The sequence below is a fragment of the Streptomyces cinerochromogenes genome, from assembly GCF_014648635.1.
Taxonomy (GTDB): Bacteria; Actinomycetota; Actinomycetes; order Streptomycetales; family Streptomycetaceae; genus Streptomyces; species Streptomyces cinerochromogenes.
Genome location: NZ_BMRM01000027.1, coordinates 24682 through 44534, shown reverse-complemented (window position 1 = coordinate 44534; position 19853 = coordinate 24682). Strand labels below are relative to the sequence as shown.

Annotated in this window: 21 protein-coding genes; 13 read left to right on the top strand and 8 right to left on the bottom strand. The window is 73.3% G+C overall.

Annotated features, from left to right (window positions below; all coding sequences use genetic code 11):
• The first annotated feature begins 62 nt into the window (after positions 1 to 62).
• Both IEZ20_RS36120 and IEZ20_RS36115 read left to right on the top strand, forming a co-directional pair.
• Positions 63 to 1514 (top strand): alkaline phosphatase PhoX, encoded by a 1452-nt coding sequence (locus IEZ20_RS36120; protein ID WP_189306716.1) that lies wholly within the window; start codon positions 63 to 65, stop codon positions 1512 to 1514.
• A gap of 106 nt (positions 1515 to 1620) precedes the next feature.
• Positions 1621 to 2193, top strand: a complete 573-nt coding sequence (locus IEZ20_RS36115) for a TetR/AcrR family transcriptional regulator (RefSeq protein ID WP_189306714.1) — start codon at positions 1621 to 1623, stop codon at positions 2191 to 2193.
• A 49-nt stretch (positions 2194 to 2242) separates the two neighbouring features.
• Here IEZ20_RS36115 and IEZ20_RS36110 read toward each other — a convergent pair whose 3' ends face one another.
• The 7 genes from IEZ20_RS36110 to IEZ20_RS36080 all read right to left on the bottom strand — a co-directional run bounded on the left by IEZ20_RS36110 (position 2243) and on the right by IEZ20_RS36080 (position 9649).
• Positions 2243 to 3478: a TerD family protein gene (locus IEZ20_RS36110; protein WP_189306756.1), complete on the bottom strand. Its 1236-nt coding sequence runs from the start codon at positions 3476 to 3478 to the stop codon at positions 2243 to 2245.
• Positions 3479 to 3548: 70 nt separating this feature from the next.
• Positions 3549 to 4538 carry a zinc-dependent alcohol dehydrogenase family protein gene (locus IEZ20_RS36105; RefSeq protein WP_189306712.1) on the bottom strand — a complete coding sequence of 330 codons (990 nt, stop codon included), beginning with the start codon at positions 4536 to 4538 and terminating at the stop codon, positions 3549 to 3551.
• Complete coding sequence (locus IEZ20_RS36100) at positions 4535 to 5362, bottom strand: carbohydrate ABC transporter permease (RefSeq protein WP_189306710.1); 828 nt, start codon at positions 5360 to 5362, stop codon at positions 4535 to 4537. The genes IEZ20_RS36105 and IEZ20_RS36100 overlap by 4 nt, the downstream gene beginning before the upstream one ends.
• Entirely contained in the window at positions 5359 to 6297 is a 939-nt protein-coding gene (locus IEZ20_RS36095; protein WP_189306708.1) for a carbohydrate ABC transporter permease, read from the bottom strand. Before IEZ20_RS36095 ends, IEZ20_RS36100 begins: the two co-directional genes overlap by 4 nt.
• On the bottom strand, positions 6294 to 7664 hold the full coding sequence (locus IEZ20_RS36090) for an ABC transporter substrate-binding protein (protein ID WP_189306706.1): 1371 nt from the start codon (positions 7662 to 7664) through the stop codon (positions 6294 to 6296). The genes IEZ20_RS36095 and IEZ20_RS36090 overlap by 4 nt, the downstream gene beginning before the upstream one ends.
• Positions 7665 to 7753: 89 nt before the next feature.
• The gene (locus tag IEZ20_RS36085; protein WP_189306704.1) at positions 7754 to 8524 is read right to left on the bottom strand and encodes a DeoR/GlpR family DNA-binding transcription regulator; all 771 of its coding nucleotides are present in this window, start codon (positions 8522 to 8524) and stop codon (positions 7754 to 7756) included.
• Between the two features lie 315 nt (positions 8525 to 8839).
• Entirely contained in the window at positions 8840 to 9649 is an 810-nt protein-coding gene (locus tag IEZ20_RS36080; protein ID WP_189306702.1) for an NAD-dependent epimerase/dehydratase family protein, read from the bottom strand.
• Between the two features lie 232 nt (positions 9650 to 9881).
• On the opposite strand from IEZ20_RS36080, the gene IEZ20_RS36075 reads away from it, so the two are divergent.
• Together IEZ20_RS36075 and IEZ20_RS36070 are read left to right on the top strand one after the other, a co-directional pair.
• Positions 9882 to 10823 (top strand): 5-dehydro-4-deoxyglucarate dehydratase, encoded by a 942-nt coding sequence (locus IEZ20_RS36075; RefSeq protein WP_189306700.1) that lies wholly within the window; start codon positions 9882 to 9884, stop codon positions 10821 to 10823.
• Positions 10820 to 11983, top strand: coding sequence for a hypothetical protein (locus IEZ20_RS36070; RefSeq protein WP_189306698.1), 1164 nt, complete (start codon positions 10820 to 10822; stop codon positions 11981 to 11983). Before IEZ20_RS36075 ends, IEZ20_RS36070 begins: the two co-directional genes overlap by 4 nt.
• Here the strand turns inward: IEZ20_RS36070 and IEZ20_RS36065 are convergent.
• The gene (locus IEZ20_RS36065; RefSeq protein WP_189306696.1) at positions 11920 to 13152 is read right to left on the bottom strand and encodes an MFS transporter; all 1233 of its coding nucleotides are present in this window, start codon (positions 13150 to 13152) and stop codon (positions 11920 to 11922) included. The two genes, IEZ20_RS36070 and IEZ20_RS36065, sit on opposite strands and share 64 nt — an antisense overlap.
• Positions 13153 to 13301: 149 nt before the next feature.
• Between IEZ20_RS36065 and IEZ20_RS36060 the strand changes: the two genes are divergently transcribed.
• From IEZ20_RS36060 to araD, 9 genes are all read left to right on the top strand, one after another.
• Positions 13302 to 13748: a DUF6010 family protein gene (locus IEZ20_RS36060; protein ID WP_189306694.1), complete on the top strand. Its 447-nt coding sequence runs from the start codon at positions 13302 to 13304 to the stop codon at positions 13746 to 13748.
• Positions 13749 to 13750: 2 nt separating this feature from the next.
• Positions 13751 to 14350 (top strand): TIGR03086 family metal-binding protein, encoded by a 600-nt coding sequence (locus IEZ20_RS36055; RefSeq protein WP_189306692.1) that lies wholly within the window; start codon positions 13751 to 13753, stop codon positions 14348 to 14350.
• Between the two features lie 137 nt (positions 14351 to 14487).
• Positions 14488 to 14865, top strand: a complete 378-nt coding sequence (locus tag IEZ20_RS36050; RefSeq protein WP_189306690.1) for a hypothetical protein — start codon at positions 14488 to 14490, stop codon at positions 14863 to 14865.
• A gap of 135 nt (positions 14866 to 15000) precedes the next feature.
• Positions 15001 to 15306, top strand: coding sequence for an antibiotic biosynthesis monooxygenase (locus IEZ20_RS36045; protein ID WP_189306688.1), 306 nt, complete (start codon positions 15001 to 15003; stop codon positions 15304 to 15306).
• Positions 15307 to 15343: 37 nt separating this feature from the next.
• The gene (locus IEZ20_RS36040; RefSeq protein ID WP_189306686.1) at positions 15344 to 15625 is read left to right on the top strand and encodes a hypothetical protein; all 282 of its coding nucleotides are present in this window, start codon (positions 15344 to 15346) and stop codon (positions 15623 to 15625) included.
• A 36-nt stretch (positions 15626 to 15661) separates the two neighbouring features.
• Positions 15662 to 16414, top strand: coding sequence for an MBL fold metallo-hydrolase (locus IEZ20_RS36035; protein WP_189306684.1), 753 nt, complete (start codon positions 15662 to 15664; stop codon positions 16412 to 16414).
• A 119-nt stretch (positions 16415 to 16533) separates the two neighbouring features.
• Positions 16534 to 17190: a GntR family transcriptional regulator gene (locus IEZ20_RS36030; RefSeq protein WP_189306682.1), complete on the top strand. Its 657-nt coding sequence runs from the start codon at positions 16534 to 16536 to the stop codon at positions 17188 to 17190.
• Positions 17187 to 18098, top strand: a complete 912-nt coding sequence (locus IEZ20_RS36025; protein WP_189306680.1) for a dihydrodipicolinate synthase family protein — start codon at positions 17187 to 17189, stop codon at positions 18096 to 18098. Before IEZ20_RS36030 ends, IEZ20_RS36025 begins: the two co-directional genes overlap by 4 nt.
• The gene (araD, locus tag IEZ20_RS36020; protein ID WP_189306678.1) at positions 18095 to 19825 is read left to right on the top strand and encodes an L-arabinonate dehydratase; all 1731 of its coding nucleotides are present in this window, start codon (positions 18095 to 18097) and stop codon (positions 19823 to 19825) included. Before IEZ20_RS36025 ends, araD begins: the two co-directional genes overlap by 4 nt.
• The last annotated feature ends 28 nt before the right edge of the window (positions 19826 to 19853 follow it).

Here is a 19853-nt window from a genome sequence, read left to right as displayed (position 1 = left end):
TGCGCCGAACCGAGGCCCCCCACCCTCCACGGCACCACCACCCCGTCGTCACAGGAGACACCATGTCGCTCACCCGCAGGGACTTCGCCAGAAAATCCGCGATCACCGGGGCCGGGGTCGCCCTGGCGGGCAGCGTCGGCGCCCTCGCCACCGCGCCGAACGCCCTCGCCGCCACGGACGACGAGAGCGCCGCAGCCGACTCCGCGCACGGGGGCCACCACCACGGCGTCGGCTACGGCCCGCTGATCGCCGACCCGAACGGCATCCTCGCCCTGCCCGCCGGCTTCCGCTACGAGATCATCACCTACAGCGGCAGGACCAGGCTGGAGTCCGGCGAGTTCACCCCGTCCAACCACGACGGCACGGCCACCTTCGAGGGCCCGCGCGGCACCACCCTGCTCGTCAACAACCACGAGCTGGCCGGCGCCCGCGCCAACTGGCCGCACCCGGTCCCGCTCACCGAGGGCCTGGTCTACGACCCGGCGGCGGCCGGCGGCTGCACCGTCGTCGAGGTCCGCCACGGCGGCCATGTCGCCGAGTGGGTGGGCATCGCAGGCACCGCCACCAACTGCGCGGGCGGCAGCACCCCGTGGGGCACCTGGCTGACCTGCGAGGAGACCGAGGACAAGGCCGGCAAGAACGGCTTCACCAAGGACCACGGCTACGTCTTCGAGGTCGACCCGGAGGACCGCCGGGCCAACCGTGACCCGAAGCCGATCAAGGCCCTGGGCCGCTACGCCCACGAGGCCGTCGTGGTCGACCCCAAGCGCGGCCACCTCTACCTCACCGAGGACGCCTCCGGCCCCAACGGCCTGTTCTACCGCTGGACCCCGCCGGAGGGCTTCCGCCACGGCCGCGGCAAGCTGCGCACCCTCGCCGACGACGCGGGCGTGCTCCAGGCGTTCAAGTGCTTCGACTCCGGAGGCAAGTTCGTGGACGACCTGTCCCGCGCCACCAGGACCGGCACCGTGTACGGCGTCGACTGGGTGGACGTCCCCGACCGCGACGCCCGCACCGTCTCGGTGCGCAAGCAGTTCACCGACGGCCAGGTCACCCGCGCCCGCAAGCTGGAGGGCATGTGGTGGGGCGACGGCGGCGTCTACGTCGTCTCCTCCTTCGCCCGCTCGGAGAGCCCGGTCCAGCACGACGGCCAGGTCTGGTTCTACGACCCCAAGCGCCGCACGCTGACCCTGAAGGTGCTGCTCGGCGTCAACCCGGCCCCGGCCGAGGACGGCGCCTTCGACGGCCCCGACAACATCACCGTCTCCCCGTACGGCGGCCTGGTCATCGCCGAGGACGGCGAGGGCGTCCAGCACCTGTTCGGCGCCACCGAGAGCGGGCGGACCTACCCGATCGCCCGCAACGAGCTGAACATCGGCACCGCGGAGGAGCCGGAGTACAGCGAGTTCACCGGCGTCACCTTCTCGCCCGACGGCAGGACCCTCTTCGCCAACATCCAGACGCCCGGCATCATGCTCGCCATCACCGGCCCCTGGAAGCGGCACAAGCGGTAACGGCGGAAGCGCCCGCCGATTCGCTCCCGACAGCAACCGGGGATGGTCTCCGCTTTCCTGCTCGATAAGCTGTGGAGAGGGTCCCCGGTCTGCAAGGAGTGAGTCGATGACGCAGGGCAGGCCCATGCGCGCGGACGCTCGGCGCAACTACGAGCGGTTGCTGAAGGTGGCGGCCGAGGCCTTCGCCGAGTACGGCGAGAACGCGTCACTCGACGACATCGCCAAGCGGGCGGGCGTCGGCTCGGGCACGCTCTACCGGCACTTCCCGACCCGCGGGGCACTGCTGGAGGCGGCGTACGTCGACCGGATCGAGGCGCTCGGCGTGCGCGCCGGTGAACTGGCGCAGGACCTGCCGCCGGGCGAGGCGCTCATGGAGTGGCTCTACGAGCTGGCGGTCGCCACCCTTCAGGTGCGGGGGATGAAGGCCCTGCTCAGCTCGGCGGTGACGGACGGGAGCGGCGCGGCGGCACCACCGGCCTGCGGGTCCGTCGTCAAGGGCGCGGCGGCCCGGCTGGTGGACGCGGCACAGGCGGAGGGCACCTTGCGGGCCGATGTGCAGCCGATCGAGGTCCTGCGCCTGGCGCACGGCGTGGCCATGGCGGCCGAGCTGGCGCAGGGGGAGCCGGGGGAGATCCGCCGGTACCTGCGCCTGCTGGCGGAGGGGCTGCGGGCCGGCTGAGGCGACGGCCGGCCCCCCCGGGGGGGCCGGCACGCCGGGCCGCGCCGGCCTACAGGGCGCGGGCCCCCGGATCCACCATGTTCCGCACCGTGCGGGCCTTCACGAAGTCCCCCAGCGCCGTCATGTCCCACTCCCCGGAGAACTGGCGGATGAGCTTGGCCATCATCACGCCCGTCTGCGGCTGCGCACCGGTGAGGTCGAAACGGACCAGTTCCTCGCCGGTGGCCGCGTCGACCAGACGGCAGTAGGCCTTCGCGACCTCCGTGAACTTCTGCCCGGAGAAGGAGTTCACCGTGAACACCAGCCCGGTGACCTCCTGCGGCAGCCGGCCGAGGTCGACCGTGATGACCTCGTCGTCGCCCCCGCCCTCACCGGTCAGGTTGTCCCCGGAGTGGCGGACCGCGCCGTTCAGGATCGTCAGCTTGCCGAAGTAGCAGCTGTCGATGTGGTTGCGCTGCGGGCCGTAGGCGATGACCGAGGCGTCCAGGTCGATGTCCTTGCCCCGGAACGCCGGCTCCCAGCCGAGCCCCATCCGCACCTGCGAGAGCAGCGGCCGGCCGCCCTTGACGAGGGACACGGTCTGGTTCTTCTGCAGGCTGACCCGGCCCTTGTCCAGGTTGATCTTCCCGGCACCCGGCGCGGGCGCGGCCGGGGCCGCGGGCACCGGGGGCGCGGACGGGGCGACCGGCGGCTGCGGGGCGACCGGGGGCGGGCTGACCGGCTGCGGCGGGGCCGCGGGGGCGGCGGCCGGCTGCGGGGGTGCCGCGGGGGCTGCGACCGGGGCGGCGGCCGGCTCCTCCACCGTCACGCCGAAGTCCGTCGCGATGCCCGCGAGCCCGTTCGCGTACCCCTGGCCGACGGCCCGCGCCTTCCACTGGCCGCCCCGGCGGTAGATCTCCACGATCACCAGCGCGGTCTCGGCGCCGAGCTGCGGCGGCGTGAACGTCGCCAGCACGGCACCCCCGTCCGCGTCCCGGACCGTGGCCGTCGGCTCGATGCCCTGGAAGGTCTGCCCGGCCGCGTCCGGACTGGCCGTGACGACGATCTTCTCGATCTCCGGCGGCACGGCGGCGGTGTCGACCGTGACCGCGTCGGGCGCCGTACCCCCGCCCGACCGGTACGTCACGCCCGGTCCCGTGGGCTGGTTGTAGAAGATGAAATCGTCGTCGGACCGCACCTTGCCGTCGCCGGTGAGCAGCAGGCCCGACACGTCGAGCCGCACCGGAGAGGACACGTCCACCGTCACGCGCGCGGCCGGAAGAGGGATGTTCGAGCCAGGGGTCATAGCTGTCATGCCGGGTGAACGAACGACACCGCTTTACCGTTCCCTTACCGGACGGAACCCGCCGAACGGCCTACGGCACCACCACGATCTTCCGCCCCACCCCCGCCGCGAACTGCTCCAGCGCCTGCGGGTACCGCTCCAGCGGGATCCGGTCGCTGATGAAGACGGCCGGGTCCAGCACCCCGTTCGCGAACAGCTCCGCCGCCCGCTCGAAGCTGTGCAGCACCGCCATCGAGCCGGTGATCGTGATCTCCTGGTTGTAGATCCGGTACGGGTCGATCGTCACCCGTGTCGCGTAGTCCGCCACCCCGAACTGCAGGAAGGTGCCGGCCTTCGCCACCCGGTCCAGGCCGTCCTGGATCGCCGCCGCGTTGCCGGTCGCGTCGACCACCACGTCCCAGCCCTGCGGGCGGTCCAGTTCGTCGGCGTTCGCCGCGGCGGCCGAGACGCCGAGGAGGCGGGCCGTCTCCAGCCGGGCGGGGTTGACGTCGACCACGTCCACGCTCGCCGCGCCGGTCCGCTTGGCCAGCTCCAGCATCATCAGGCCCATGGTTCCCGAGCCGTAGACCAGAACGTGGGCGCCGAGCCGGGAGCGCAGGACGTCGTAGCCGCGGACGGCGCAGGACAGGGGTTCCACCAGGGCCGCGTCCTCGGTGCGCACGTGCTCGGGCAGCTTGACGCAGTTGGCGACCGGGGCCACCGCGTACCGCGCCGCGCCGCCCGCCGTCGTCACGCCGATCGCGGCCCACCGCTCGCACAGGTTGTTGTGGCCGGTGCGGCAGTACCGGCACTCGTGGCAGTACAGGGACGGGTCCACCGCGACCCGGTCGCCCACCGACACCTCCGTGACCTGGGTGCCGACCCCGACGACCTCGCCCGCGAACTCGTGCCCGGGGACGATCGGCAGCTTCGGCGCGAACTCGCCCTGGAGGATGTGCAGGTCGGTGCCGCACAGGCCGCAGGCCGCGACCTCGACGACCACCTCGCGGGGGCCGGGCGTGGGGTCGGGGACCTCGGTGACCACGGCGCGGCCCACGGACTCGATGACGGCGGCCTTCATTTCACGGCTCCCAACGACAGGCCCTGGACCAGCTTGTCCTGGGCGGCGAACCCCGCGGCGAGCACCGGCAGGGAGATGACGAGCGACGCGGCGCACACCTTGGCCAGGAACAGGCCCTGGCTGGTGATGAAGCCGGTCAGGAAGACGGGGGCGGTCTCGGCGACGACGCCCGTGAGGACCCGGGCGAAGAGCAGTTCGTTCCAGCTGAAGATGAAGCAGATCAGGGCGGTGGCGGCGATGCCGGGCAGGGCGATCGGGGCCACCACGCGCGCGAGGACGGTCGGCAGCCGGGCGCCGTCGACCCGCGCCGCCTCGATGACCGCGACGGGCACCTCGGCGAGGAAGGACTGCATCATCCACACCGCGATCGGCAGGTTCATGGAGGTGTAGAGGACGACCAGCAGCCAGATGTTGTCGAGCATCCCGGCGTTCTTGGCGAACAGGTAGAGGGGGAGGAGGCCCGCCACCGCCGGCAGCATCTTCGTGGAGAGGAAGAAGAACAGGACGTCCGTCCACTTCCTCACCGGCCGGATCGACAGCGCGTAGGCCGCCGGGAGGGCCAGCAGGAGGACGAGGAGCGTGGAGGCGACCGAGGCCACCGCGGAGTTGACGAGCGCGGGCCACGGGCTCGCCCCGCCGTCGCTGCCGAAGAACTCGCGGTAGCCGTCGAGGGTCAGGGAGGCGGCGAAGGACGGCGGGTTCGTCGCCGCGTCCGCCTCGGCGTGGAAGGACGTCAGGGCCATCCACGCGATCGGCAGGAAGAACACGATCCCGGCGAGCCAGGCCAGCAGGCCGAGTCCGTGACGGCGCAGTACGGCGCTCATGCGGGGGACACCTCCTCGCGGAACAGGGACGACACCACGCGCAGCGCGAAGGTCGCGATGACGATCGAGCCGATGACGACGAGCACGCCGGCGGCCGAGGCCAGGCCGTTCTCGTGGGCCTGGTAGAAGCTCTGGTAGACGGTGTAGGGCAGGTTGGCGGTGCCGAGTCCGCCGGAGGTGATCGTGAAGACCGCGTCGAAGTTCTGGACGATGTAGATCGAGCCCAGCAGGGCGCCGAGTTCCAGGTAGCGGCGCAGGTGCGGGAGGGTCAGGTGGCGGAAGATCTGCCAGTCGCTCGCGCCGTCGACCCGGGCGGCCTCGATCTGCTGCTGGTCCCGGCTCTGCAGGCCGGCCAGCAGGATCAGCATCATGAACGGCGTCCACTGCCACACCAGGGAGGCCTCGACCGCGAGCAGCGGGGTGCGGGAGACCCAGTCCGGCTGTGGGCCGCCGACATAGTGCAGCAACCCGTTGAACAAGCCGTATTCGGGGTTGTAGAGCACATGTTTCCAGAGCAGGGCCGCGGCGACCGGCACCACCAGGAAGGGCGCGATGAGCAGGGTGCGGACGACACCCCGGCCGCGGAACCTGCGGTCCAGCAGCAGCGCCAGCGCCAGCCCGAGGACCAGGCTGGCCAGCACCACCGCCGCCGTGAGCAGCACGGTCGTCCACACCGAGTGGCGCAGGTCGGCGTCGGTCAGCACCTGGCGGTAGTTGTCCAGGCCGGTGAAGCGGCGGGCCTTGGGGTAGAGGGCGTTCCAGTCGAAGAAGGAGATCACCAGCGTGGCCACGAACGGCAGCTGGGTCACCGCGATCATGAAGACGAGGGCGGGCAGCAGCGGGGCGCGGGTGGCCCAGGCGCGCAGCCGGGCCGAGGGCTGCCCCACCGTTCTCCCGGGGGTGGCCGCGAGGGGGGCCGTGGTCGTCGCTGTCATCGTCCCTCGTACTCCTTCGAGATCTTCTCGGCGAGCGCCTGCGATGTCTTCAAGGCGGCCTCCACGGACCGGCGTCCGGCGATGGCCGCGCTGATCTCCTGCGAGACCCGGGTGCCGAGGTCGGTGAACTCGGGGATGCCGACGAACTGGATGCCGGGCGCGGGCCGCGGCTGCACGCCGGGGTCGTCCGGCCGGGCGCTCTCGATGGCCTGCCTGGTCATCTCCTGGAACGCGGCGGCCGACTTCCGGTAGTCGGCGTGGGCGTAGGTCGACGCCCGTTTGCCCGCGGGTACGTTCGACCAGCCGCTGGTCTCGCCGACCAGCTGCTCGTAGCCCTTGCCCGACGCCCAGGACACGAACTTCCAGGCCTTGTCGGGGTTGCGGGAGGACTGCTGGATGCCCCAGGCCCAGGTGTAGAGCCAGCCGGAGGACCGGGTCCGCTCGACGGGGGCGGGCGCGTAGCCGAGCTTGCCCCTGACCGGGGAGCCGGCCGCCTCCAGCAGCCCGGCCGCGGAGGTGGCGTCGTACCACATGGCGACCTTGCCCTGGGTCATGTTGTTCAGGCACTCGGCGAAGCCGGACTGGGCGGCGCCGGACTCGCCGTGCGCGCGGACCAGGTCGACGTAGAACTTCGTCGCCTTCTCGAAGGCGGGCGAGTCGAGCCGGGCCCTCCAGTCCTTGTCGAACCAGGTGCCGCCGAAGGTGTTCACGACGGTGGTGAGCGGTGCCATCAGCTCGCCCCAGCCGGGCAGCCCGCGCAGGCAGATGCCCCGCATGCCGGGCCGGGCGCCGTCCGCCTTCGCGGCCAGGTCGGCGACCTGCCGCCAGGTGGGGTGGGCGGGCATCGTCAGGCCCTTGGCCGCGAACACGTCCTTGCGGTACATGAGGAAGGACGACTCGCCGTAGAACGGCTGCCCGTAGAGCTTGCCGTCGTCGCCGGTGAGGGACTGGCGCATCGGCTTCAGGACGTCCTGCTCGTCGTACGACGGGTCCTTCGCGACGTAGGTGTCCATCTCGTGCAGCCAGCCGTTGCGGGCGTAGATCGGTATCTCGTAGTTGGACAGGGTGGCCACGTCGTACTGGCCGGCCTGGTTGGCGAAGTCCTGGCTGATCTTGTCGCGGACGTCGTTCTCGGGCAGGACCGTGAAGTTGACCTTGATGCCGGTGTCCTTGGTGAAGTGGGCGGCGGTCAGCTTCTGCAGCTCGGTCATCTGGGGGTTGTTGACCATCAGGACGTTGATGGCGTCGCCGCCGGAACCGGTCCCGCCGGCGCCGGCCCAGCAGCCGGAGAGCAGCGGGGCGAGCAGCGTCCCTGCGGCGGCCAGGGCGAGCGTGGCTCGCGGCCTCCGTCGGCTCGGGGTGCGCATGGATCGCTCCTGAAGATATGGGGAGTACGGGGACATAAGGGGCGTTCGGAGGTGCGGAACGCCCCGCAGGGGAGGGCGAGTGGGAACAGTCAGACCCGGATGACCTGCGGGCCCAGCAGGGAGTAGCGGTGGGCCTCGGCGGCCGGGAGGAGGGTGCTGGTCACGATCGCCTCCAGCGCGCCGATCTCCGCGAACCGGCAGAAGCTGACCGCGCCGAACTTGGTGTGCACGCCCGCGAAGACCGTGCGCCGGGCGGCCCGGACGGCCTGGGCCTTGACCTCGCTGACCGCGGGGTCGGGGGTGGTCAGGCCGTGGTCGCGGGAGATGCCGTTGGCCCCGATGTAGGCCAGGTCGATCACGAAGCCGGCCAGCATCTTCGTCGTCCAGTGGTCGACGGTGGCCAGCGTGCCCGGGCGGACCCGGCCGCCGAGCAGCAGCACGGAGATCCGGTCGGCCTCCGCGAGGGCGCCCGCGACCGGCAGGGACGCGGTGACCACGGTCAGCGGCCGGTCCCCGGGCAGTGCCTCGGCGATGAGCTGCGGGGTGAAGCCCTCGTCGACGAAGACCGTCTCGGCGTCCCCGAGCAGCTCGGCCGCCGCGGCGGCGATCCGGCGCTTCTCGGGCACATGGCTGGTGGCGCGGAAGGCGAGGGTCGTCTCGAAGCCGGCGCTCTCCACCGGGTAGGCGCCGCCGTGGGTGCGGCGGACCAGGCCGTGGTCCTCCAGGGCGCGCAGATCGCGCCGGACGGTCTCCTTGGCCACGCCGAGGGCGGCGGCGAGCGCGGTGACGTCCACCGAGCCGGTGGCGCGGGCGACCCGCACGATCTCGCGCTGGCGTTCTTCCGCCGTTCTGGTGGTCATGTCGTCACCCACTTCCCTGTGGAACTGCCCGTTCGGGCCCATGGGGGAAGTTCTACCGCCGGTGCGCGTCGCTGACCAGGCCTGTTGCGGGCCCGATGCTGCCCGCTTGCGCCCGCTTGGCACGGGCCGTGCCCGCCGCGGACCTGCGCGGCTGCCCGGGACGGAGTGGGATCGGGCACGCCGGATGCCCGGATGCGGCGGCGGGCGGGCCCGTTCGGTGCCCGCCCGCGCGCGTGGACGATCGTTTCCGGCCGCCGGGGGCCGCGCCGGAGCCGGCGAAGGCCGCCGGGAGCCGCCCGGGGGCCTTCGCGGGGCTCAGTACGGCCAGATCGGCGGGTCGTTCACGAAGTGGCCGCCCAGGTGGCTGTGGGCCGGGTTCTCCGGGTCCAGTCCGCCCTGCTCGGCGATGAGCTTCTCGGCGTACGGCTCGGAGTCGTCCTGCGGCTCGTAGCCGAGCGAGCGCGCGGTGGTCAGGTCCCACCACAGGCGGGTGTTGGCGGAGGAGCCGTAGACCACCGTGTGGCCGACCTCCTCGGCGGTCAGGGCCGCGTGGAAGAGGCGGGCGCCGTCGGCCGGGCTCATCCACACCGAGAGCATGCGGACGCTGGTGGGCTCCGGGAAGCAGGAGCCGATGCGCACGGAGACGGTCTCCAGGCCGTGCTTGTCCCAGTAGAGCTGGGCCAGGTCCTCGCCGAAGGACTTCGACAGGCCGTAGAAGGTGTCGGGGCGGCGCGGGGTGTCGACGGGGATCAGCGGATCGCCCGCGCGCGGGGCAGGGGTGAAGCCGACGGCGTGGTTGGAGGAGGCGAAGACGATCCGCGGCACGCCCTCCTGGCGGGCGGCCTCGTACAGGTTGTAGGTGCCCTCGATGTTCGACCGCAGGATCTTCTCGAAGGGCGCCTCCAGGGAGATCCCCGCGAGGTGCACGACCGCGTCCACGCCCCGCACCGCCTCGCGCAGGGCCTCCCTGTCGGCGAGGTCGGCGGTGATCGCGTCCGGCTCGCCCTCGACGGTCCGCACGTCCAGCAGGCGCAGCGTGTAGCCGTACTCCGGCAGCAGGGACCGCATCAGGGTGCCGAGCCCGCCGGCGGCGCCGGTGAGCAGGATCGTACGGGGAGCGGGCATCCTCGGTTCTCCTTGTGGCCGGCATTCACATACGTGGACACGCTAGAGAGTTTGCCGAGTACCGTCAAGTGTCGCGCGCTCTCGGCGATCTCGCTTCCCGCCGAGGTGATTTCGCTCGCCGCCGGCACGCGTGTGCCCGCTTGACCCGCCACAACGGGGCCCTCTAGCGTGGTCGTTCAGACATATGGACGTGGATCAGAAACATGCACCGGCCTGTTCCAAGGGAGAGCCCGTGACGCCAGCCCCTCTGACCGAACGGCTCCGCGACCCGAGCGGGCCGCTCTTCTTCCCCGTCACGGCCTACGGCCCCGGCGGCTCACTCGACCTGGACGTCTACCGCACCCATGTGCGCCGGGGCGTGGCCGCCGGTGCCGCCGCCGTCTTCGCCGCCTGCGGCACCGGTGAGTTCCACGCGCTGCTGCCGGAGGAGTTCCAGGCCTGCGTCCGGGCGGCCGTCGAGGCGGCCGAGGGGCGCGTCCCGGTCGTCGCGGGCGCCGGCTACGGCACCGCGCTCGCCGTCCGCTACGCGCACCTCGCCGCCGACGCGGGCGCCGACGGCGTCCTCGCCCTGCCGCCGTACCTCGTCCTCGCCGGCCAGGAGGGACTGCTGCGCCACTACCGGGAGATCGCCGCGGCCACCGACCTGCCCGTCATCGTCTACCAGCGCGACAACGCCGTCCTCACCCCCTCCACCGCCGTCGAACTGGCCCGCACCGACGGTGTCATCGGCCTCAAGGACGGCCTCGGCGACCTCGACCTCATGCAGCGCGTCGTCAGCGCCGTCCGCACCGAGGCCCCCGGCGACTTCCTCTACTTCAACGGCCTGCCCACCGCCGAGCTGACCCAGCTCGCCTACCGCGCCCTCGGCATCACCCTCTACTCCTCCGCGGTGTTCTGCTTCGTACCGGAGATCGCCCTCGCCTTCCACCGCGCCCTGCGCACCGGCGACCTGCCCACCGCGCACCGCCTCCTCGACGGCTTCTACCGCCCGTTCGTGGACCTGCGCGCCCAGGGCCGCGGCTACGCCGTCTCCCTCGTCAAGGCCGGGGTGCGGCTGCGCGGCCTGGACGTCGGCGAGGTCCGGCCCCCGCTGCACGAACCGGCCGAGGACCACGTCAAACAGCTCGCCCAGCTGATCGAGCGCGGCTACGCACTGCTGGAGGAGGACGCGTGAAGGCGTCGGCGTTCGTCTACCCCTGGGACGTCGACGGGGACCCCGCCGCCCCCGAGCGGATCGCCGGGCTCGGCGTGGAGCAGGTGACCCTGGCCTCCGCCTACCACTCCACCCGCGCCCTCACCCCCCGCCACCCCCGCCACCGCATCGTCACCGCCGAGTACGCGGCCGTCCTCTACCCGCCGGGCGACCGCTGGGCGGGCCGCGGTCTGCGCCCCTACCCCGCCGGCCGCTGGGCCCCCGGCGACGCCTACGGCCGGGCCGCCGACGCCCTCGCCGCGGCCGGCCTGGAGGTGCACACCTGGGTCGTCCTCGCCCACAACTCCCGCCTGGGCGCCGAACACCCCGACACCTCCGTCGTCAACGCCTACGGCGACCGCTACCCGTGGGCGCCCTGCGTCGCCCAGCCCGCCACGCGCGCGTACCTGGTCGACCTGGCCGCCGAGGCCGCCGTACGCCCCGGCGCGCACGGCACCGAACTGGAGTCCCTCGGCTGGTACGGGCTGGCGCACCTGCACGCCCACGACAAGACCGCCGGCGTCGACGTCGGGGACGCCGGGCAGTACCTGATGTCCCTGTGCTTCTGCCCGTCCTGCCGGGCGGGCTACGGCGAGCGGGGCCTGGACGCCGACGCGCTCGCCGCGGCCGTACGCGAGGCGCTGGAACCGCTGTGGCGGTGCACGGCCGACGACGCGGGCTGGCCCACCGTGGAGAAACTGCTCGGCGAGGACACGGCCGCCGCCACGCGCGCGTGGCGCGACACCGCCGCCCGCACCCTCCAGGAGGAGGCCGTCGCCGCCGTACGCGCCGCCGCACCCGACGGCTTCCAGGTGCTGCTCCACGCCGACCCGGTCACCTACCACTGCGGCGCCAACGCGGGCGTCGACCCCGCCCACATCCTGTCCGTGGCCGACGGCGTCGTGGTGCCCTGCACCGGCGGTACGGCCCTGCTGGCGCCCTTCGCCGGGCAGGCGCGGGCGGGGACGGTGCTGGCCGCCAACCTCACGGTCGTCTCCGGCATGGGCGGCAGCCCCGGCACGCTCGCGGCGGACGCGGCACGCGCGCGTGCCGACGGCGCGACGGAACTGCGGCTCTATCACGCGGGGTTGGCGTCCGACGGGGACCTCGCGGCGGTCCGGGAGGCACTCTCCGCGCGCTGAGCCAGCGGCAGCGCCGTCAGCAGCAGCGCGAGGCCGTACAGCGGCAGCAGCAGCGCAGGGCCGGCCAGTTCGACCAGGCCGGCCCCCAGCGCGAGGCCGAGCACGTTCGGGGTGAACAGGAGCGTGTGGGCGGTGGCCGTCGCCCGGCCGAGCAGCGGGCCGGGGGTCTCCCGCTGGACCGCGGTGAGCGCCGCGATCAGCACGCAGGGCAGCCCCAGACCGCCCGCCGCGCTGCAGGCCCAGGCCACCGGGTCCCACGGCACCGCCCGCGCCGCCACCGCGGCCCCCGTCAGCGCGATCCCGGCCGCCGCGAGGCGCCGCGCGCCCAGCCGCCGCAGCGCCGGCCCGGCGAGCAGCCCGGCGGCCACCGAGCCGGCGCCCTGGACGGCGTACAGCACACCCGTGTAGGCGGGGGAGTGGCCGAGGCGGTCGACCACGGCGTACAGCGTCGTGCTGCCCAGCGCGGCCAGCAGCATCGTCGTACCGCCCGCCCGGACCAGCGGGCGCAGCAGCGGGTGGCCCCACAGGTGCCGGACGCCCTCCGCGGTCTGCCTCCGCCAGCTCTCGCCGGACCGGGCGGGCCGCTCCTCGCGCACCCGCAGCAGGGCGCACAGCCCGGCGGCGAGCACGAAGGTCGCGGCGTCCAGACAGGCCACGGCCGGACCGCCGTACACCGTGTAGAGGCCTGCCCCGGTCAGCGGGGCGACGAGCTTCATCCCCTCCGTGACGGCCATCCGCAGCCCGTTGAAGTCACCGAGCAGCTCCGGGCCCACCGCGGCGGTCACCAGCGCCGACCCGGCGGCGTCGTGGACGACCCCGGCGGTGCCGTACAGGAAGAGGACGGTGAACAGCAGCCACAGGCGGCCGGGGGAGCCGACGGCGAAGAGGGCGGGCAGCAGGGCCGCCAGGCCCAGGTCCAGGGCGATGAGCAGGGGTCTGCGCGGCAGGCGGTCGGCGAGCGTGCCCAGGGCCGGCCCCGCCAGGGTGGGCGCCCACATCGCGAGCATGCACAGGGCGGCCAGGCCGTCGGAGCCGGTCAGCTCCTTCACCCACACGCCCGACGCCAGCCACAGCGAGGAGGTGCCGAAGCCGGACACCACCAGGGCCGTCAGGTACAGCGCCGCGTTGCGGTCCCGCAGCACGCGGAACAGGGTCAGGGAGGTCGTCATGCCCGGTCATCGTGGGCCTAAGGCGGGGGGCCGCGGATCGGGAAGGTGCCCTAGGTGTGCGCGGGCGTCGTGCGCGGCGGCGACAATCCGTCGGAACCTGGCACTGCTGCCCCTGGGGCGCCCGGGCCCGGAAACCTACCGTCGACCGCATGCGCTACCTCGCCCCCCTTCTGGTCGGCCTGCTCTACGTCACCCTCATGTCCCTCGTCCCGGAACGCCACCGGCGCCGCCTGAACGCCGTCATGGTGGCCGGTGCCGGGGCCGCCTACCTCAGCGGCGGCGGCCTCGGCGGCTGGGAGTTCGCGTTCACGGCGGTCGCCACCTGTGTCGCCTACCGGGGCCTGGACTCCTGGGCGTTCATCGGCGTCGGCTGGCTGCTGCACACCGTCTGGGACGTCGTCCACCACCTCAAGGGCCATCCGATCATCCCCTTCGCCCACGACGCGTCGTTCGGCTGCGCGCTGTGCGACCCGGTGATCGCCGTCTGGTGCCTGGGCGGCGGCCGTGCGCCGTGGGAGTGGACGCGCCGCACCGATGAGTTTCCGGGCGCCGGCCGGTCAGCCCTCGGTACGCGGAGCGCGACCCCGAAGGAGTGACCATGACCGTGATCGACCTCGGCCCGCAGACCGGGATCGTGGCCCGGCTCGCCGAGTCCGTGACCGACGAACAGCTGACCGCCGCGACACCGTGCCCGGGCCAGGCGGTGCGCCATCTGCTGGGCCATCTGCTGATGCTGTCCGTGGCCTTCCGGGACGCCGCCCGCAAGGACCTGGGTCCCACGACCGACACCAGCCCGACCGCCGTGGCCTGGGACCTCGGTCCCGGCTGGCGCGAGGAACTGCCGAAGGCGCTGGACGAGCTGGCCGACGCCTGGCGCGACCCGGCCGCCTGGACCGGCGGCACCCGCGCCGGCGGGGTGGACCTGCCGGGCGCGGTCGCGGGCGCCGTCGTCGCCGACGAGCTGGTGATCCACGGCTGGGACCTGGCCCGCGCCACCGGCCAGGACTACACCCCGGACCCGGCCGCCCTCGACTCGGCCCTCGCCTTCCTCCGCGCCGCGGCCGACGACCCGGACCGCGGCAACGGCCTCTTCGGCCCGGTCGTCCCGGTCCCGCCGGACGCCCCCCTGCTGGACCGGGCGGTCGGCTTGAGCGGGCGGGACCCGGGGTGGGGGAGCGGGGGAGCGCCTGAGGCGTGAGGCGAGCGCCGCCCGCGCCTCACGTCGTGTCCGGGTGACCGTGGCCGTCGGCGGCCCGGTGTCTGAGTAGCGGAGCGGCTTCCGTATGAGTAGCTCCGCCGGTGTGCCACACCCCCCGCCCCCGCTTCACTGGCCGCATGACGACATCGCACAGCGCGCCGCCCGCGCCCGCCCCCGGCAAGGGGGAGCGGGACCCCCGGGGCTGGGTGGCCCCGGCGATCGCCACGGCCCTGATGGTCCCGCTCGGCCTGCTCGCCCTCCTCCTCGGCGGACTGTCCGCGATGGCCACGGACAGCTGCGGCCCCGACCACTGCCCGGCCGCCCTCGACACGGCGCTGGCCCGGATCGACGGCATGACGGACATCGGCGGCCCGCTCGCCGGCGCGGCCCTGTTCACCGCGTGGCTGCTGCCCTGGACCCGCCGCTGGTCGGCCCCGCGCGTCTGGCTGGCCCTCGGCGCGCTGGTCCCGCCCCTGGCCGTGCTGTACCTGGTGCTCACGCTGCCCGCGCCCTGACCACCACCTCAGCCGCCTGACCCCACATGGCCCGACCCGGGGCCGACCAGCCGTCGCCGGGCGGCGGGAAGTGGCGTATCCGGTCTACGGTGCCCCTGAGAGGGGGCAATCCGATCGGGTACGGAGGAGACCACCATGCAGGAGCACTACGTGTGGGTGACGACACGCCGCCTTCAGCCGGGAACCCACGACGACTTCGAGAGGGCGTGGCGCCCGGAGCCCGCACCGCAGGGCCTGCACCGGGCCTACGCCTACTGGTCCGAGGACGGACAGGAGATCACCGGCGTGTCGTTCTGGGACTCCCGGGAGGCGTGCGACGCGTGGCGGGCCTCCGAGTCGGAGGCGCGGCGGCGGGCGGCCATGGCCCCGTACGTCGCCGAGGAGCGCGAAGGCTTCTACCGCGGCCGCGAACTCGCCCTGCCCAGCACCACCCGCGGGTGAACGCGGCGCCCCGGGTCACCGCGCCTACGGTGGAGACATGAGCGAGATCGTCGTCGTGTACGAGCGCGAACACCCCCTGGCCGCGCGCACCCCTGCGGAGGGACCGCCCGACGCGGAACGGCTCCCCCGCAGGGTGCACGCGGCGCCCGCCGCCCCCGGCAGGCCCGACGCCGCCGGCCCACGGACCCTGTGCGGCAAGGACACCTTCGCCATGACGAAGGCTCCTCGGGCGCCTTCGCCGCGCCCCGGCGAGCCGTGGTACCCCGACGAGTACGCGTCCCTGGTCTGCCCGGACTGCGACGCGGTGATGGAGATCTGACCTGACCCGGGCCCGTCGCGTCGTACGCTCCTTCTCATGCCGCTCACCCTCACCGTCCTCGGTACCGCCTCGCCCCACCCGGGCCCGGACCGGCCCTGCTCCGGGTACCTGCTGTCCGGCGGGGGCGCCGAGGTGTGGGTGGACGCGGGGCCCGGGACGTTCGCCGCGTTGCAGCGGCACACGGATCCCGCGCGGCTCACCGCGATCTGGATCTCCCATCTGCACGCCGACCACAGCGCCGACCTGCTCGCCGCCGCCTACGCGTTCGCCTTCGGCAGGATGACCCCGCCCGCCCCGGTCCCGGTGTACGCGCCGGAGGGCTGCGCACGCCGGCTGGCCGGTTTCCTCGGGCGGCCGGACGTCGACTTCCTCAAGGGCGTCTTCGACTTCCGCGACCTGTACGACGGCCACGACGTCCGGCACTGGAACCTCCGCCTGACCTCCCGCGCCGTCGCCCACGGCACCGAGGCGTACGGGCTGCGCGCCGAATGCCAGGGCAGTGTGCTGGCGTACTCGGGGGACAGCGGCCCCTGCCCCGCGCTCACCGAACTCGCCGCCCGCGCCGACCTGTTCCTGTGCGAGGCCGACATCGACGTCCATCGCGACGGCGAACAGGTCCACCTGACACCGGAGGACGCCGGCCGCGTCGCCGCCGAGGCCCGGGTGCGCGAGCTGCTCGTCACCCACGTCGGCCCCACGCTCAGCCGCGAGTCGGCCACCGCGCGCGCCGCCACCGCCTCCGGCCGGCCCACGTTCACCGCCGTCGAGGGCCACATCCACAGCGTCTGAGCACTTCCCGACTTCCTTTGTCAGAAGCATTGACGAAAGCCGGGCCCCCTCCTACCTTCAACGCGTCGTACTCCGTACGTCATATATGAGACGCGATATGTGAGATCCGAGAGGGCCGCATGACCTCTGTGCCCACCCCGATCCCGTCCCGCACGCAGTACGTGCTGGACGCGATCAAACACCGCATCCTCACCGGACGGCTGACCCCCGGTCAGCCCCTGGTCGAGGCGGAGCTGGCCGCGCAGTTCGGGGTGTCCAAGACCCCGGTGCGGGAGGCGCTGAAGACCCTCGCCGGGACCGGCCTGGTCGTGATGAGCCAGTACAAGGGCGTCACGGTGCGCATGGTGGACGCGGACATGGCGCGCGAGGTCTACGACGTACGCCTGCTGCTCGAACCCGAGGCCCTGCGCCGGGCCGTCGCGCGAGGCGCCTCCCTCGACGCCGCCCGGTCCGCGCTGACCCGCGCCGACACCGCCACCGACACCGCCGAACGCTCCCTCGCCAACCGGGACTTCCACCGCGCGCTCTACCTGCCGTGCGGCAACCCGCTGCTCGGCCGGATGCTGGACGAGGTCCGCGACCAGGCCGCCCTCGTCTCCGCCGTCGCCTGGTCCGCCGACCCCTCCTGGGAGCGGGAGGCCGAGGAGCACCGGGAGATCCTGCGGCTCGCGCTGGACGGCGACGCGGACGGCGCCGCGAGCGCCCTGCACGCCCACATCGCGTCCTTCGTACGCCGTGCGTTCCCCGAGCCCCTCCCCGAGGAAGGCCAGAAATGAGCAGCGTGACGTTCGAGACCCAACGGGCGGCCCTGGCCGACGTGGTGGCCATCCCGGTGACCCCCTTCGCCGAGGACGGCTCCGTCGACACCGGCACCCACCGGGCCCTGCTGCGCCGCCTGCTCGACGGCGGGATCAGAACCCTCACCCCCAACGGCAACACCGGCGAGTTCTACGCCCTCACCCCCGAGGAGCGCCGCCTGGTCACCGAGCTGACCGTCGAGGAGGCCGGCGACCGCGCCACCCTGCTCGTCGGCGTCGGACACGACCTGCCCACCGCGATCGCCTCCGCCCGGCACGCCCGCGACGCCGGCGCCCAGATGGTGATGGTCCACCAGCCGGTGCACCCGTACGTCTCGGCGGCCGGCTGGGTCGACTACCACCGGGCCATCGCCGAGGCCGTCCCGGAGCTGGGCGTGGTGCCGTACCTGCGCAGCCCCCAGCTCCCCGGCGCCCGGCTCGCCGAACTCGCCGACCACTGTCCGAACGTGATCGGCGTCAAGTACGCCGTGCCGGACGCCGCCCGGTTCGCGGCCTTCGCCCGGGACGCGGGCCTGGACCGCTTCGTCTGGGTCGCCGGCCTCGCCGAACCGTACGCGCCCTCCTACTTCTCCGCCGGCGCCACCGGCTTCACCTCCGGGCTCGTGAACGTCTCCCCGGCCGTCTCGCTGAACATGATCGAAGCGCTTCGATCCGGTGACTACCCGGCCGCCATGAAGGTCTGGGAGCAGATCCGCCGCTTCGAGGAGCTGCGCGCCGCGCACGGCAACGCCAACAACGTCACCGTCGTCAAGGAGGCCCTCGCCGCGCTCGGCCTGTGCCGCCGCGACGTCCGGCCGCCGAGCAGGCCGCTGCCGGAGGACGAGCGCGCCGAGGTCGCCGCCATCGCCGCCGGGTGGTCGATATGACCGGCGGGAAGCGTCCCGAGGAACTCAGAAGCCACCAGTGGTACGGCACCGAGGGGCTCCGCTCCTTCAGCCACCGCGCCCGCACCCGCCAGCTCGGCTACCTGCCCGAGGAGCACCTCGGCAAGCCGGTCATCGCGATCCTCAACACCTGGTCCGACATCAACCCCTGCCATGTCCACCTCCGCGACCGCGCCCAGGCCGTCAAGCGCGGGGTGTGGCAGGCGGGCGGCTTCCCGCTGGAGTTCCCGGTCTCCACCCTCAGCGAGACCTTCCAGAAGCCGACCCCCATGCTCTACCGCAACCTGCTCGCGATGGAGACCGAGGAACTGCTGCGCTCCTACCCGGTCGACGGCGCGGTGCTCATGGGCGGCTGCGACAAGTCCACGCCCGCGCTGCTGATGGGCGCCGCCTCCGTGGACCTGCCCGCCGTCTTCGTCCCGGCCGGTCCCATGCTGCCGGGCCACTGGCGCGGCGAGGTCCTCGGTTCCGGCACCGACATGTGGAAGTACTGGGACGACAAGCGGGCCGGCCTCATCGGCGACTGCGAGATGGCCGAGCTGGAGAGCGGCCTGGCCCGCTCGCCCGGCCACTGCATGACGATGGGCACGGCGTCCACGCTCACCGCCGCGGCCGAGGCGCTGGGGGTGACCGTGCCGGGGGCGTCCAGCATCCCGGCGGTGGACTCCGGGCACGATCGGATGGCGGCGCGATCCGGCATGAGGATCGTTGAACAAGTCCACAAGGGACGCAGACTCTCCGACATCCTCACCCCCGAGGCCTTCGAGGACGCGGTCACCACCGTGCTCGGCCTCGGCGGCTCCACCAACGCCGTGATCCACCTGATCGCCATGGCCGGCCGTGCCGGTGTCCGGCTCACCCTGGACGACTTCGACCGCATCGCCCGCACGGTCCCGGTCCTCGCCAACGTCCGCCCCGGTGGCCGGACGTACCTGATGGAGGACTTCCACTTCGCCGGCGGCCTGCCCGGCTTCCTCTCCCGGATCACCGACCTGCTCCACCTGGACCGGCCGACGGTGTCGTACGACACCCTGCGCGAGCAGCTCACCGGCGCGCAGGTCCACGACGACGACGTCATCCGCACCCGGGACAACCCGGTCGCCGGCGAGGGCGGGGTCGCCGTACTGCGCGGCAACCTGTGCCCGGACGGCGCGGTCATCAAGCACATCGCCGCCGAGCCCCACCTGCTCGAGCACACCGGCCGGGCCGTCGTCTTCGACGACTACCGGACCATGCAGCGCACCATCAACGACCCGTCGCTCGGCATCACCGCCGACAGCGTGCTGGTGCTGCGCAACGCCGGCCCCAAGGGCGGCCCGGGCATGCCCGAGTACGGCATGCTGCCGATCCCGGACCACCTGCTCAAGCAGGGCGTGCGGGACATGGTCCGGATCTCCGACGCCCGGATGAGCGGCACGAGTTACGGCGCCTGCGTGCTGCACATCGCCCCCGAGTCGTACATCGGCGGCCCCCTGGCGCTCGTCCGCACCGGAGACCTCATCACCCTGGACGTCGGGGCCCGCAGCCTCCATCTCCACGTGGACGACGCGGAGCTGGACCGCAGGCGGGCCGAGTGGACGCCGCCGCCCGCCCGGTACGAACGCGGCTACGGCGCCCTCTACAACGAGCAGATCACCCAGGCCGACACCGGCTGCGACTTCGCGTTCCTGGCCCGCCCGGGCACCGTGCCGGACCCGTACGCCGGCTGACCCCCCCGCACACCGGTCGTTGAAGCGC